The organism is Mycobacterium sp. 1245499.0 (genome assembly GCF_001673615.1).
GTDB lineage: Bacteria > Actinomycetota > Actinomycetes > Mycobacteriales > Mycobacteriaceae > Mycobacterium > Mycobacterium europaeum_A.
Genome location: NZ_LZMG01000312.1, coordinates 1 through 12,797, shown reverse-complemented (window position 1 = coordinate 12,797; position 12,797 = coordinate 1). Strand labels below are relative to the sequence as shown.

The following is a 12,797-nucleotide window of genomic DNA, read 5'->3' as shown; positions in this document are numbered from 1 at the left end:
GCCGAACGGTACCGCCGCCGCTGAGGAATCCGGCGAAAAGCCCAACGGGTCAAGCGGTTTCGGCGGGGGCGCCCAGGGGTCGATGATCGCGGTGCTGGTGTCCGAGATCGCCCGGGTCAGCATCGGGTTGCTCAGCACGGCGTCGGTGAGCCTGGGCCTGGGCGCCCCCGCCGAAACCGCTTGACCCGTTGGGCTTTTCGCCGGATTCCTCAGCGGCGGCGGTACCGTTCAGCTTGGCCCGCTCGCGGTCCAGCATCTTCTTGACCGACTCGGCGGCCATGGCGTCGAGGCCGAACTGGCTGAACAACTTGCGCGCGATCGGATACGGCGACATTTCGCCGGTTTCCAATTCGTCCAAATGCGGACGGATCTCTTTGTCGACGAACCGCCGAACGGCATCCCGGACCATCAGGTCCGTCTCGGACCACTCGATCATGGCGCCCTTAACGCTCGGCGCGCTGGTAGGCGGTGACGACGGCCGCGCCACCCAGCCCGATGTTGTGTTGCAGGGCGGCACTGACGTTGTCGACCTGACGTTTGTCGGCGGTGCCGCGCAGCTGCCAGGTCAGTTCGGCGCACTGCGCCAGCCCGGTCGCGCCCAGCGGGTGCCCCTTGGAGATCAGGCCGCCCGACGGGTTGACCACCCAGCGCCCGCCGTAGGTGGTGTCGTTGTTGTCGATCAGCTTGGGCGCCTCACCGGGGCCGCACAGGCCCAGGGCCTCGTAGAGCAACAGCTCGTTGGCCGAGAAGCAGTCGTGCAGTTCGATCACCTGGAAGTCTTGCGGCCCGAGCCCGGACTGGTCGTAAACCTGTTGCGCGGCCTGGACATTCATGTCATAGCCGATGAGGTTCTTGGCGCTCCCGTCGAACGTCGACGCGAAGTCGGTAGTCATGGCCTGACCGACGATCTCCACGGCCTGGGCGGCCAGCCCGTGGCTGTCGACGAAGGTCTCCGAGGCCAGGATGGCCGCACCCGAACCGTCCGAGGTCGGCGAGCACTGCAGCTTTGTCAGCGGGTCGGAGATCATCCGCGCGGCCAGGATGTCGTCGAGCGTATAGGACTCCTGGAACTGGGCGAACGGGTTGTTCACCGAGTGCTTGTGGTTCTTGTAGCCGATCTTGGCGAAATGCTCTGCGGTGCTGCCGTATTGCTTCATGTGCTCGCGCCCGGCGGCACCGAACATCCACGGCGCGACGGGCATCGCGAACTCGTCGATGTCGGCCATCGCCTTGACGTGCTTGGCCATCGGCGATTCGCGGTCCTGGGCGCCGCCGCCGAGCGAACCGGGCTGCATCTTCTCGAAACCGAGCGCGATCGCGCAGTCGACGATGCCGCCGCGGATGGCCTGCGCCGCCAGGAAAAGCGCCGTCGAGCCGGTGGAGCAGTTGTTGTTGACGTTGACGACCGGAATGCCGGTCATGCCCAGCTCGTAGAGCGCCCGCTGACCCGACGTCGAATCGCCGGCGACGTAGCCGACGTAGCCTTGCTGGACCTCGCGGTAGTCGATGCCGGCGTCGGCCAGCGCGTTGGTCCCCGATTCCCGGGCCATGTCCGGGTAATCCCAGCCCTCCCGGCGACCCGGCTTCTCGAACTTCGTCATGCCGACGCCGATGACGTAGACCTTGTTGGACATCCTTGTCCCCTTCCGAACCGTGGGCGGTCTTGGCACTCAGTGTGCAACGTAGCCCAACCAACCGTTCGGCCGGGGCGGCCAAAGCATTGCAGCGGTTACAGCGTCGCCGGGCGGATCACCACCACCGACTTGGTGCGCGACCCCTCGTCGCGCAGCAGCGCCATCACGCGGCCGTCGGGGCCACACGCCGCGTAGACGCCGTCGATCCCGGCCGGCGCCAGCGCCCGGCCGTTGGCGGTCGCCTCGGCCTGCTCGGCGGACAGGTCGCGGCGCGGGAAGATCAGCAGGCAGGCCTCGTCCAGGCCGTAGCTGAGCCGGGGCCGCTCCGCCAGCTCGTCGAGCGCGTGCGCCTGATCGAGCCCGAAGCGCCCGACGCGGGTGCGCCGCAATGCCGTCAGGTGCCCGCCCACCCCGAGAGCCGCGCCGAGGTCACGGGCCAGGGCGCGGATGTAGGTTCCCGACGAACAGTCGACCTCGACGTCGAGGTCCACACAGTCCCCGGCGCCGACCCGGATGTCGCGCACCTCGAACCGGTCGATGCGCACCGGCCGGGCCGCGAGCTCGACGGCCTGGCCCTCGCGGGCAAGCCGGTAGGCGCGCTTGCCGTCCACCTTGATCGCGCTGACCGTCGACGGCACCTGTTGGATGTCGCCGCGCAGGCCACCGACCGCCGATTCGATCGCCGCGCCGGTGAGGTGCCGCGCCGCGACGCTGCGCACCAGCTCGCCCTCGGCGTCGTCGGTGGACGTGCTCTGGCCCAGGCGGATGGTGGCGGTATAGAACTTGGCGGTGGCCGTCAGCAGGCCGAGGATCTTGGTGGCGCGTTCGATCCCGATCACCAGCACGCCGGTGGCCATCGGGTCCAGCGTCCCGGCATGCCCCACCCTGCGGGTGGCAAAGATCCGGCGGCAGCGCCCGACCACGTCATGACTGGTCATCCCGGCCGGCTTGTCGACGACGACTATTCCTGGCCCGCTGGGGCTTTCGGTCATAGCACGATCGCGGTGAGCACCAGCCCGCGCTCGACCGACCAGCGGCCGCGCAGTTCGGTCAGCGGCGGACCGGACACCGCTTCCGGGTCGATCAGGATCCGCGACACGAACCCGCCCGTCGTCGCGCCGGGGCCATCGGCCTCGAACGCGATGTGGGCGTCCTCGAAGCCCAGCCACCGTTTGGTCAGCGGAAACCACGCCTTGTACGTTGCCTCCTTGGCGCAGAACAAGATTCGATCCCAATGCAGGTCACCCGACAGGTTCGCCGTGATCTCGGTGCGTTCGGCCGGCAGGCTGATCGCGGTCAGCACTCCGTCGGGCAACACGTCGTGCGGTTCGGCGTCGATGCCCACCGAGCGGACCGCGTCGGTGCGGCCCACCACGGCACCCCGGTAACCCGTGCAGTGGGTCAGGCTGCCCACCACGCCGTCGGGCCAGCAGGGTTCTCCCTTCTCCCCCTTGAGGATCGGGACCGGCGGCAGGCCCAGCTCGCCCAGCGCGATGCGGGCGCAGTTGCGGACGGTGACGAACTCGTTGCGCCGCTTGGCCACCGACCTGGCGACCAGCGGCTCCTCCTCGGGCAGCGGCGTGAGATCGGGCGGGTCGGAGTATGCCTCCGCGTAGGCCAGGCCGTCCACGGCCGGGAGCACCGAGGACACCAGCATGTCCCCCGTCATCGTGATTGCCGCTGCCGCAACCGTTCCCGGAACTGTGCGGCCTGCTGCCGCATCTCGGGAGTGATCTGGAAGTGGCCGCCGAAGTCGTTGAGGTCGCCCGGCGCGTACTGGGGATCGGGCAGCACCTGGCGCAGCCAGCTGGGCGGCTTGCGGCGGCGCCACTCCCGCGGATAGCCCACCGAGACTTCCTCGAAGCGCACGTCGTCATACCAGGTGGTCCGGGGGATGTGCAGGTGACCGTAGACCGAACACACGGCGTTGTATCGGGTGTGCCAGTCGGCGGTCTTGGTGGTCCCGCACCACAGCGAGAACTCGGGGTAGAACAAGGCGTCGCAAGGGTCGCGGACCAACGGAAAGTGGTTCACCAGAACGGTCGGCGTCATCCAGTCCAGCTCTTCGAGACGGGCGCGGGTGATCTCCAGGCGCTCGCGGCACCACGCCTCACGGGTGGGGTAGGGCTCCGAGGAGAGCAGGAATTCGTCGGTGGCGACCACGTTGCGCTCGCGGGCGATGGTCAGGCCTTCGGCTTTGCTCGTGGCTCCCTCGGGCAAGAAGCTGTAGTCATAGAGCAGGAACATCGGCACGATCGTGGCCGGGCCCCCGCGCTCGGTCCACACCGGGAAGGGATGCTCGGGCGTGACGATGCCCATCTCGTCGCACATGTTGACCAGGTACTCGTAGCGCGCCTTGCCGAAGATCTGCACGGGATCGCGGGTGGTGGTCCACAGCTCGTGATTACCCGGCACCCAAATCACCTTGGCGAAGCGCCGTCGCAGCAGGTCAAGGGCCCAGCGGATCTCGTCGGTGCGTTCGGCGACATCGCCGGCGACGATCAGCCAGTCGTCCGGCGACGACGGATGCAGCGATTCGGTGACCGGCTTGTTACCCAGGTGACCGGTGTGCAGGTCGGACACCGCCCACAGTGTCGGTTGCCCACCGTTGGTCGATTCCCGCCCAGATGTATGCCCAGCCACGAATAACCACCCTAACGACTTGACCCAAGCACGCCCCTTTCGCGGGCGCCCTTTCGGCCACCAGCGGGTGAGTTAGAACAAGTTCAGGTTTGCCTGTGACGTCGCGCGCGGTACTTGTACACTCCCCCGGAAAGGTCCGCTGCGGCGTCAGGGGGGTGTCGTGTTCGCCAATGTTCGTCTGATGGGGGCGCTGGGTGCGCTGCTCACAGCGGCCATCGGTGGCACCGTGGGCCTGTTGACCGCCCCGCAGGACCTTTCCAGGCCGGGTGGCGGCGACCGGTCCGTCGAGCTGCGGTCGACCGCCCAGCCGATGGAAACCACAATGAAAAGCCCGATCGTGGCGACCACCGATCCGCGCCCGTTCGACGCCTGCGAGGACATCCCGTTCGACGTCATCCAGCGCCTCGGCTTGGGCTTCACACCGCCCGAACACGAGGACGGGCTGCGCTGTCACTTCGACGCCGGCAACTATCAGGTGGCCGTCGAGCCGATCATCTGGCGCACCTATGAGGCCTCGCTGCCCGCCGATGCCGTCGAGACGACGATCGCGGGCCACCGGGCCGCGCAGTACTGGGTGCTCAAGCCGACCTACCACAACAGCTACTGGTTCTACTCCTGCATGGTCGCGTTCAAGACCAGCTACGGCGTGCTGCAGCAGGCGCTGTACTACTCGACCGTCTACTCCAACCCCGAGGTCGACTGCATGCAGACCAACGTGCAGCGCGCCAACGACCTCGCGCCGTATTACAAGTTCTGATTTGCGCCGCGTCGCGTCGCGGCCGGCTGACCGGGTCCTAATGTGAGGACCGTGAGTACGACGTTGATCCGGCCCGCACAGCCGGCGCTGCACACCCTGCGACACCTGGGCGGCACGGCCGCCGCCCGGCTGCTCGGCCTGCCGCCGGAGACCACCGACTACACCGTGCAGCGCGTCCGCGTGCCGGTGCGCGACGGGGTGCAGCTGGTGGCCGACCACTATGCGCCGGCGACCGCGTCACCCGCGGGCACCCTGCTGGTCCGCGGCCCGTACGGGCGCGGGTTCCCGTTCACGCTGATATTCGGCGCGCTGTACGCGGCGCGCGGCTACCACGTCGTGTTGCAAAGCGTGCGCGGGACGTTCGGCTCGGGCGGGGTCTTCGAGCCGATGGCACACGAGGCCGCCGACGGTGCCGACACCGTCTCCTGGCTGCGTGAGCAGCCTTGGTTCACCGGCCGCTTCGCCTCCATCGGAATGTCGTATCTGGGCTTCACCCAGTGGGCCCTGCTGCAGGATCCCCCGCCGGAACTGGCCACCGCCGTCATCATGGTCGGTCCGCACGACTTCAACGAATCAACCTGGGGCACCGGCACATTCGCGATCAACGACTTTTTGGGCTGGAGCGACATGGTGGCGCACCAGGAGGACCCCGTCCGGGTGCGCGCCGCCCTGCGCCAGCTGCAGACCCGCCGCCGGGTGGCCCAGGCCGCGGCCGCGGTGCCGCTGGGCGACGCCGCGCGGCAGGTGCTCGGCACCGGCGCACCCTGGTTCGAATCCTGGGTCGAACACAGCGAACCGGATGACCCGTTCTGGGATGCCTTGCGCTGCACCGAGGCGCTGGACCGGGTGCAGGTGCCGCTGCTGTTGGTGGGCGGCTGGCAGGACATCTTCATCAGGCAGACGCTGCAGCAGTACGCGCATCTGCGCCGGCGCGGTGTCGACGTCGCGCTCACCGTCGGGCCCTGGACCCACACCCAGTTGCTCACCACCGGGTTCCCCACCTGCGCCCGGGAGGCACTGGATTGGCTGGACACGCACCTGGGCGGTGCGGCCACGTCGCACCGGCCCAGCCGGGTGCGCGTCTACGTCACCGGCGGGGGCGGTGGCTGGCGCAGCCTGCCCGACTGGCCACCCGCCACCACCGAACGCCCGCTGTACCTGCGGCCCGGTGGCTACCTGGGCGAGACCGCGCCAACCCTGAAGGGGTTGGCGCCGGCCACATTTCGCTACGACCCGGCCAATCCGACACCGACCACCGGCGGCCCGCAGCTGTCCGGCAACGGCGGATACCGCGACGACAGCCGGTTGGCATCGCGCGACGACGTGCTGGCCTTTACCAGCGCGACGCTCACCGAGGACGTGTATGTCTACGGCTGCCCGGTCATCGAGCTCGCCCATGGCGCGGACAGCCCGCACGCCGACCTGTTCGTGCGGGTGAGCGAGGTCGACGCCAAGGGACGGTCGCGCAACGTCAGCGAGGCGTACCGCCGGCTGCGTCCCGCGGCAAAACCCAAGTCGGAGAAAATCGTTCGCCTCGACCTCGACGGCATGGCGCACCGCTTCCGGGCCGGCTCACGCATCCGCGTGCTGATCGCCGGGAGCTGGTCGCCGCGCTACGCGCACAACCTCGGCTCCGGCGAGCCGGTGTTGACCGGCCGGCAGCCCACGCCGGTCACCCACACCGTGCGCTACGGACGCTCCCGGCTGCTGTTGCCGGTCGGCCCGGCCGAGTTGTCAGCCAACGGCGTCGCGGACCCGGGCGGCGACCGCGGCTAGCGCCGCTTCGTCATGAACGGGGCCGCGCCCCGGCGGGGCCGGCACCGGCAGCTCCACCCAGCTTTTGCAGCCGCCGTACTCCGCGGTCCGCTCCAGGCGCACCGGCTCGGCCAGCGGGAGCACCGACACGACCAGCACCGCGAGTTTGTGCTTAGGACGAAAGTCCAGGCGGTCGGCGCGCACCGACTCGGCAGTCCAGATGTGCAGGTCCTCGATGGCGGGCAGGGCGTCCGCGCGCTCGACGGGCACGGCCGCAACGACTTTCGCGGCGGCCCGGATCACCAGCTCGTCGTCGGTGCTGTCGGCGGCCGCGGGCGCCAGCAGGTCTTGATGCTCGGGGCGCACCCGCTCGGCGTGGCTGTGCGCGACCGTCGGGAACAGCAGGAACTCGCGGGCGGCCAGTTCGAACCGCTTCTCCCCGATGCCGCCCTTGCGCAGCAGCACCCGCTGGCGACCGTCCAGCAGCGCGTGCACCGCGGCGCTCCACTCCTTGAGCGCGGGAGTCGTTGTGGTGACGGTCATTTCGCGCCCGCCATCCGCGCCATCACCTCGGGGCGGCGCAAGGGCGGGACCGTCTTGGGCGGCTGGCGCCGCGGCGGCAGCTGCCCCAGCAACCGCGTCGTCGTCTCGGTGACTTCGGCGACCGCCGCCTCGAATGCGTCGACATTCGCGGCCGAGGGGCGGGTGATGCCGCTGACCTTGCGGACATACTGGCGGGCGGCCGCCGCGATTTCCTCGGCGGTGGCGGCGGGTTGCAGTCCGCGCAGTTCGGTGATGTTCCGGCACATCTTTCCCACGATAAGCGCTGCTCGGCGGCGCCGCTCCCCGACGAACCGGCGGGCGGTAAGGCGCGCATCGCCGGTGCGGGCCGACTGGCTACGGTGAAGTCATGACCGACGAGATCCTGCTGATCGACACCGACGAGCGAGTGCGCACCCTGACCCTCAACCGACCGCAGTCGCGCAACGCGCTGTCCTCGGCGTTGCGGGACCGCTTCTTCGGGGCGCTGGCCGACGCCGAAACCGACGACGCCGTCGACGTCGTCATCGTCACCGGCACCGACCCGGTGTTCTGCGCGGGGCTGGATCTCAAGGAGCTGGGCGGTTCCTCGGCGCTGCCGGACATCTCGCCGCGCTGGCCGGCGCTGACCAAGCCGGTGATCGGCGCGATCAACGGCGCCGCGGTGACCGGCGGCCTGGAGCTGGCGCTGTACTGCGACATCCTGATCGCCTCGGAGAACGCCCGGTTCGCCGACACGCACGCCCGGGTGGGGCTGCTGCCCACCTGGGGCCTGAGCGTGCGGTTGCCGCAGAAGGTGGGAATCGGGCTGGCCAGGCGGATGAGCATGACCGGGGACTATCTGTCCGCCGCCGACGCGCTGCGTGCCGGGCTCGTCACAGAGGTGGTGCCGCACGACCAGCTGTTGGGTGCCGCCCGGGCGGTGGCGGCGTCGATCGTCGGGAACAACCAGGACGCGGTGCGGGCGCTGCTGGCGTCGTATCACCGCATCGACGACGCGCAGACCAGCGCCGGGCTCTGGCAGGAGGCGACGGCCGCCCGGCAGTTCCGGACCAGCGGCGACGACATCGCCGCCAACCGGGAGGCCGTGCTGGCGCGCGGCCGCTCGCAGGTGCGCTGACGCCGCGATCTGGGCCGGTCCGTTCCCACCGGTCCCGCCCACGCCATACGATCAACTGATGTATCACGTCGTCGCTGTCACCGTGCGGGTGCTCGGTGGCCTGACGCTGGCGGCCGCGTCGGCGATCGCGGTGGCCGCGCCGCCCGCGGGCGCGCTGCCGCCGCCGGGATTCCCGAATCTCGACGCCTTCACCCCGGTGCCCGCCGACGGCTACATCGGCGCCGGCGCGCCGGGAAGCTCGCCGCGGGTCAGTTTCTCCGCCGGCTCCGCCCTGGTGTGTGACTTCTACGGCGGCCCGCCGCCCGTGCCGCAACCGTCGCAGGACATCAAGTGCAAGGGCGACATGTCGGGGCTGGACGACGTGCCCTTCCCCGGCGGCCGCCCGCGACCCGGCGACTGCGTCGTCGGTTCGGTGGACTTCAAGGGACCCGGCTACCAGTTGAGCCGCATGTCCTACGCCGGATGCGACGGCAACCCTGCCCCGCTACCGGCCGGCGGCAAATCGCTGGGGGCGGGCCAGAAGTTGACCTATCTCAACGTCACCTGCGCGGTGGGGGCCGACGACCTGGTCGCCTGCCTGGACACCACCAGCGGCGACCACGGATTCGTCGTGCAGCGCTCGGGAAGCTGGGCGTTCTAGTCCGGGCGAGTCCGGGTTAATCCAGGGCCGTGCGCAGCGACGCCACCGCGTCGTCGATCGAGCCGGTGGTCGAATAGCCGGCCGCCAGCCGGTGCCCACCGCCGCCGAAGCCGGACGCCACCGCCGCCAGGTCGACGGCGGACTTGGCCCGCATGGACACCGACCACTGCTGCGGCGCGATCTCCTTGAACACCGCGGCCACCTCGGCCTGCTGCGTGGTCCGCACGATGTCGACGATGCTTTCGACTTCCTCCGGGCGTGAGGTCACCCAATCCTGGTTGCCGACAACGGCATACACCAGGCCCCGGCCGCCCGCGGCGTCCGGCAGCAGTTGGGCCGAGGCCAGCACCCGCGACAGCAGCGGCAGCCATCCGAACGGATGGCTGTCCAACAGGGTTCGGCTGATCGCGGCGTTGTCCACGCCACCGTCGACCAGCCGGGCCGCCAGCCGCAGGGCGCGCGCACTGGCCCAGCGGAAAGATCCGGTGTCGGTCGTCAGGCCGGCGTAGATGCAGTGCGCGACGTCGGAATCGATGGGCTTGTCCCACGCGTCGAGGATGTCGGCGATCATCATCGTGGTCGAATCGGCTTGGACGTCAACGAAATTGGCGGTACCGAACACATCGTTGGAAGCGTGATGGTCGATGACCAGCACCTCGTCGCCCTCGAGGGCCAAGTCGCTCAAGGTGCCCAGCCGCTTGACGCTCGGAACGTCAACGGTGACAACCAGATCGACGTCGCGGCGCATCGCATCGGGATCGACCAGCAGTCGGCAGCCGGGCAGCGACGCCAGCGACTCGGGCAGCCCGGCCGGCTCGGCGAAACTGACCTCGACCCGCTTGCCGCACTTGTCCAGCACCAGCCCCAGCGCCAGGCCGGCGCCGATGGTGTCGGCGTCGGGATGCACGTGTGCGATCACCGCGACGGTGTCGGCGTCCGACAGCAACTCGACCGCACCCGCGGCGTCGACGCGCACCCCCACCCGGGCGTCGCCCAGCTCAGTATTGGTGTTGGTCGTCGTCACCGATGCTCCCGTCGAGGCCGGGCTCCCCACCCGATCCGCTATCCCGGTATGGATCGGCCTCCCCAGCCGGCTTGGCGCCCGAACGAACCCGCGCCAGATCAGCGTCCGCGGCCCGGGCGCGCGCCAGCAATTCCTCCATCCGCGCCACGTTGTCCGACGTGGTGTCGCGGGTGAAGGTGAGGGTGGGCGTGAACCGCACGCCGGTGCCGGCCCCGACCTTGGTGCGCAGCGCACCCTTGGCACGTTCCAGGGCCGCCGCGGCGGCCGCGTAGTCCGGCTCGTCGTCCAGCGTGCGTCCCATCACCGTGTAGAAGACCGTCGCGTCGTGCAGGTCGGCGGTCACCTTCGCGTCGACGATGGTGACCCCCTCGAGCCCGGGATCCTTGATCTCGAACTCGATCGCCGAGGCGACGATGGTGTTGATTCGCTTGGCCAACCGGCGCGCCCTGGCTGGATCAGGCATTCGGGTTCACCACCTTCTCGTCGTCACTTCGTTCTGCATCGTCGTTCTGCGTCGTCGTTGCGTCGTCGGCGGTGGGGTCAGGTGCGTTCCTTCTGGACCAACTCGTAGGACTCGATGATGTCGCCTTCTTTGAGGTCGTTGTACCCCAGCGTCATACCGCACTCGAAGCCCTCGCGGACCTCGGTGACGTCGTCCTTCTCCCGTCGCAGCGAGGTGATCGAAAGGTTGTCGGTGACCACGATGTTGTCCCGCAGCAACCGCGCCTTGGCGTTGCGGCGCACGATGCCGCTGCTGATCATGCAGCCGGCGATGATGCCGACCTTGGACGACCGGAAGATCGCCCGGATCTCGGCGCGGCCCAGCGTGTTCTCCTCGTAGATCGGCTTGAGCATGCCGCGCAGGGCCTTCTCGATCTCGTCGATCGCCTGGTAGATCACCGAGTAGTAGCGGATCTCCACACCCTCGCGGTTGGCCAGCTCGGTGGCCTTACCCTCGGCGCGCACGTTGAAGCCGATGATCACCGCATCCGAGGCCGACGCCAGGTTGACGTTGGTTTCGGTGATGCCACCGACACCACGGTCGATGACGCGCAGCGCCACCTCGTCGTCGATCTCGATGCCCATCAGGGCCTCTTCCAGCGCCTCGACGGTACCGGCGTTGTCGCCCTTGAGGATCAGGTTCAGCTGGCTGGTTTCCTTCAGCGCCGAGTCCAGGTCCTCCAGGCTGATCCGCTTGCGGGAACGCGCCGCCAGCGCGTTGCGCTTGCGGGCGCTGCGCTTGTCGGCGATCTGGCGAGCGATGCGGTCCTCGTCGACGACCAGCAGGTTGTCCCCCGCGCCGGGCACCGAGGTGAACCCGATGACCTGCACCGGCCGCGACGGCAGCGCCTCTTCGACGTCGTCACCGTGCTCGTCGACCATGCGGCGGACGCGGCCGTAGGCGTCGCCGGCGACCACCGAGTCGCCGACCCGCAGCGTGCCGCGCTGCACCAGCACCGTGGCGACCGGCCCGCGACCGCGGTCCAGGTGCGCCTCGATCGCCACACCCTGGGCCTCCATGTCGGGGTTGGCCCGCAGGTCCAGGGCGGCGTCGGCGGTCAGCAGCACCGCCTCGAGCAGCGCCTCGATGTTGGTGCCCTGCTTGGCGGAGATGTCGACGAACATGGTGTCGCCACCGAAATCCTCTGCCACCAAACCATATTCGGTGAGCTGGCCGCGGATCTTGGCCGGGTCGGCGCCCTCGACGTCAATCTTGTTGACCGCCACCACGATCGGCACGTCGGCCGCCTGGGCGTGGTTGATGGCCTCCACCGTCTGCGGCATGACGCCGTCGTCGGCCGCCACCACCAGGATCGCGATGTCGGTGGCCTTGGCGCCGCGGGCACGCATGGCGGTGAACGCCTCGTGACCCGGGGTGTCGATGAAGGTGATCGGCCGCTCGACACCGTCGTGCTCGACCGTCACCTGGTAGGCACCGATGTGCTGAGTGATGCCACCGGCCTCGGCCTCGCGGACGCTGGCGTTGCGGATGGTGTCCAGCAGGCGGGTCTTACCGTGGTCGACGTGACCCATGACGGTCACCACCGGCGGCCGGGTCTGCAGGTCTTCCTCGCCGCCCTCGTCCTCGCCGTAGCTCAGGTCGAAGGACTCCAGCAGCTCGCGGTCCTCGTCCTCGGGGCTGACGACCTGCACGACATAGTTCATCTCGCTGCCCAGCAGCTCGAGCGTCTCGTCGCCGACCGACTGGGTGGCCGTGACCATCTCGCCGAGGTTGAACAGCGCCTGCACCAGCGAGGCCGGGTTGGCGTTGATCTTGTCGGCGAAGTCGGAGAGCGACGCGCCGCGCGCCAGCCGGATCGTCTCGCCGTTGCCGTGCGGCAACCGCACGCCACCGACGACGGGCGCCTGCATGTTCTCGTATTCGGCGCGTTTGGCCCGCTTCGACTTGCGGCCGCGTCGGGGCGCACCGCCGGGGCGACCGAACGCACCCGCGGCGCCGCCGCGCTGGCCCGGACGGCCACCGCCGCCACCGCCTCCGGGACGGCCGCGGAAGCCGCCGCCCCCTCCGGGCGGGGCGCCGACGCCGCCGCCACCGCCGCCGCGGTAGTTGCCGCCGCCGCGGCCACGATCGCGGGGGCCACCGGGACGGCCGCCGCCCGGGCGCGCACCGAGTCCTCCCACAGCGTGGGCAGCGCGCGCACCGCGTGCCGGGTGCTGACCAG

Annotated in this window: 13 protein-coding genes and 2 pseudogenes; 5 read left to right on the top strand and 10 right to left on the bottom strand. The window is 69.7% G+C overall.

Annotated features, from left to right (window positions below):
- A pseudogene (locus A5646_RS30040) lies at positions 1–184 on the top strand (acyl-CoA dehydrogenase); the annotation flags it as partial.
- Here the strand turns inward: A5646_RS30040 and A5646_RS18920 are convergent.
- The 5 genes and pseudogenes from A5646_RS18920 to A5646_RS18900 form a co-directional block, all read right to left on the bottom strand.
- A pseudogene (locus A5646_RS18920) lies at positions 155–436 on the bottom strand (acyl-CoA dehydrogenase family protein); the annotation flags it as partial. The pseudogenes A5646_RS30040 and A5646_RS18920 sit on opposite strands and share 30 nt — an antisense overlap.
- Positions 437–443: 7 nt before the next feature.
- On the bottom strand, positions 444–1,634 hold the full coding sequence (locus A5646_RS18915; protein WP_067023373.1) for a lipid-transfer protein: 1,191 nt from the start codon (positions 1,632–1,634) through the stop codon (positions 444–446).
- A 95-nt stretch (positions 1,635–1,729) separates the two neighbouring features.
- Entirely contained in the window at positions 1,730–2,626 is an 897-nt protein-coding gene (truB, locus tag A5646_RS18910) for a tRNA pseudouridine(55) synthase TruB (RefSeq protein WP_067023370.1), read from the bottom strand.
- Positions 2,623–3,303: a 4'-phosphopantetheinyl transferase gene (locus tag A5646_RS18905; RefSeq protein WP_066863693.1), complete on the bottom strand. Its 681-nt coding sequence runs from the start codon at positions 3,301–3,303 to the stop codon at positions 2,623–2,625. Before A5646_RS18905 ends, truB begins: the two co-directional genes overlap by 4 nt.
- Entirely contained in the window at positions 3,300–4,277 is a 978-nt protein-coding gene (locus A5646_RS18900; RefSeq protein WP_066879352.1) for a metallophosphoesterase, read from the bottom strand. The genes A5646_RS18905 and A5646_RS18900 overlap by 4 nt, the downstream gene beginning before the upstream one ends.
- Positions 4,278–4,437: 160 nt before the next feature.
- Here A5646_RS18900 and A5646_RS18895 point away from each other — a divergent pair, with 160 nt between their 5' ends.
- Together A5646_RS18895 and A5646_RS18890 are read left to right on the top strand one after the other, a co-directional pair.
- Positions 4,438–5,034 carry a DUF3558 domain-containing protein gene (locus tag A5646_RS18895; RefSeq protein ID WP_066863704.1) on the top strand — a complete coding sequence of 199 codons (597 nt, stop codon included), beginning with the start codon at positions 4,438–4,440 and terminating at the stop codon, positions 5,032–5,034.
- Between the two features lie 51 nt (positions 5,035–5,085).
- Positions 5,086–6,810 carry a CocE/NonD family hydrolase gene (locus tag A5646_RS18890; protein WP_067023367.1) on the top strand — a complete coding sequence of 575 codons (1,725 nt, stop codon included), beginning with the start codon at positions 5,086–5,088 and terminating at the stop codon, positions 6,808–6,810.
- Here the strand turns inward: A5646_RS18890 and A5646_RS18885 are convergent.
- Together A5646_RS18885 and A5646_RS18880 are read right to left on the bottom strand one after the other, a co-directional pair.
- On the bottom strand, positions 6,769–7,332 hold the full coding sequence (locus A5646_RS18885; RefSeq protein ID WP_067023365.1) for a DUF1802 family protein: 564 nt from the start codon (positions 7,330–7,332) through the stop codon (positions 6,769–6,771). The two genes, A5646_RS18890 and A5646_RS18885, sit on opposite strands and share 42 nt — an antisense overlap.
- Positions 7,329–7,598, bottom strand: coding sequence for a DUF2277 domain-containing protein (locus A5646_RS18880; protein WP_067023382.1), 270 nt, complete (start codon positions 7,596–7,598; stop codon positions 7,329–7,331). The genes A5646_RS18885 and A5646_RS18880 overlap by 4 nt, the downstream gene beginning before the upstream one ends.
- 101 nt (positions 7,599–7,699) lie before the next feature.
- On the opposite strand from A5646_RS18880, the gene A5646_RS18875 reads away from it, so the two are divergent.
- A complete protein-coding gene (locus tag A5646_RS18875; RefSeq protein ID WP_066863712.1) occupies positions 7,700–8,449 on the top strand; it encodes an enoyl-CoA hydratase in 750 nt (249 codons plus the stop codon).
- Between the two features lie 58 nt (positions 8,450–8,507).
- A complete protein-coding gene (locus tag A5646_RS18870; RefSeq protein ID WP_066863715.1) occupies positions 8,508–9,089 on the top strand; it encodes a hypothetical protein in 582 nt (193 codons plus the stop codon).
- 16 nt (positions 9,090–9,105) lie between these two features.
- On the opposite strand, the gene A5646_RS18865 is transcribed toward A5646_RS18870, so the two are convergent.
- The 3 genes from A5646_RS18865 to infB form a co-directional block, all read right to left on the bottom strand.
- The gene (locus A5646_RS18865) at positions 9,106–10,113 is read right to left on the bottom strand and encodes a bifunctional oligoribonuclease/PAP phosphatase NrnA (protein ID WP_156765645.1); all 1,008 of its coding nucleotides are present in this window, start codon (positions 10,111–10,113) and stop codon (positions 9,106–9,108) included.
- Positions 10,088–10,576, bottom strand: a complete 489-nt coding sequence (gene rbfA, locus A5646_RS18860) for a 30S ribosome-binding factor RbfA (RefSeq protein WP_066863718.1) — start codon at positions 10,574–10,576, stop codon at positions 10,088–10,090. Before rbfA ends, A5646_RS18865 begins: the two co-directional genes overlap by 26 nt.
- 77 nt (positions 10,577–10,653) lie before the next feature.
- Positions 10,654–12,797 (bottom strand): translation initiation factor IF-2 (infB, locus tag A5646_RS18855; protein WP_067023379.1); only part of this gene is annotated, 2,144 nt, incomplete at its 5' end.

Coding starts and splice junctions, on each gene's coding strand:
- A5646_RS18885 (WP_067023365.1), bottom strand. CDS start 7,332: ATGACCGTCACCACAACGACTCCCGCGCTCAAGGAGTGGAGCGCCGCG.
- A5646_RS18880 (WP_067023382.1), bottom strand. CDS start 7,598: ATGTGCCGGAACATCACCGAACTGCGCGGACTGCAACCCGCCGCCACC.
- A5646_RS18870 (WP_066863715.1), top strand. CDS start 8,508: ATGTATCACGTCGTCGCTGTCACCGTGCGGGTGCTCGGTGGCCTGACG.
- rbfA (WP_066863718.1), bottom strand. CDS start 10,576: ATGCCTGATCCAGCCAGGGCGCGCCGGTTGGCCAAGCGAATCAACACC.
- A5646_RS18915 (WP_067023373.1), bottom strand. CDS start 1,634: ATGTCCAACAAGGTCTACGTCATCGGCGTCGGCATGACGAAGTTCGAG.
- A5646_RS18905 (WP_066863693.1), bottom strand. CDS start 3,303: ATGACGGGGGACATGCTGGTGTCCTCGGTGCTCCCGGCCGTGGACGGC.
- truB (WP_067023370.1), bottom strand. CDS start 2,626: ATGACCGAAAGCCCCAGCGGGCCAGGAATAGTCGTCGTCGACAAGCCG.
- A5646_RS18875 (WP_066863712.1), top strand. CDS start 7,700: ATGACCGACGAGATCCTGCTGATCGACACCGACGAGCGAGTGCGCACC.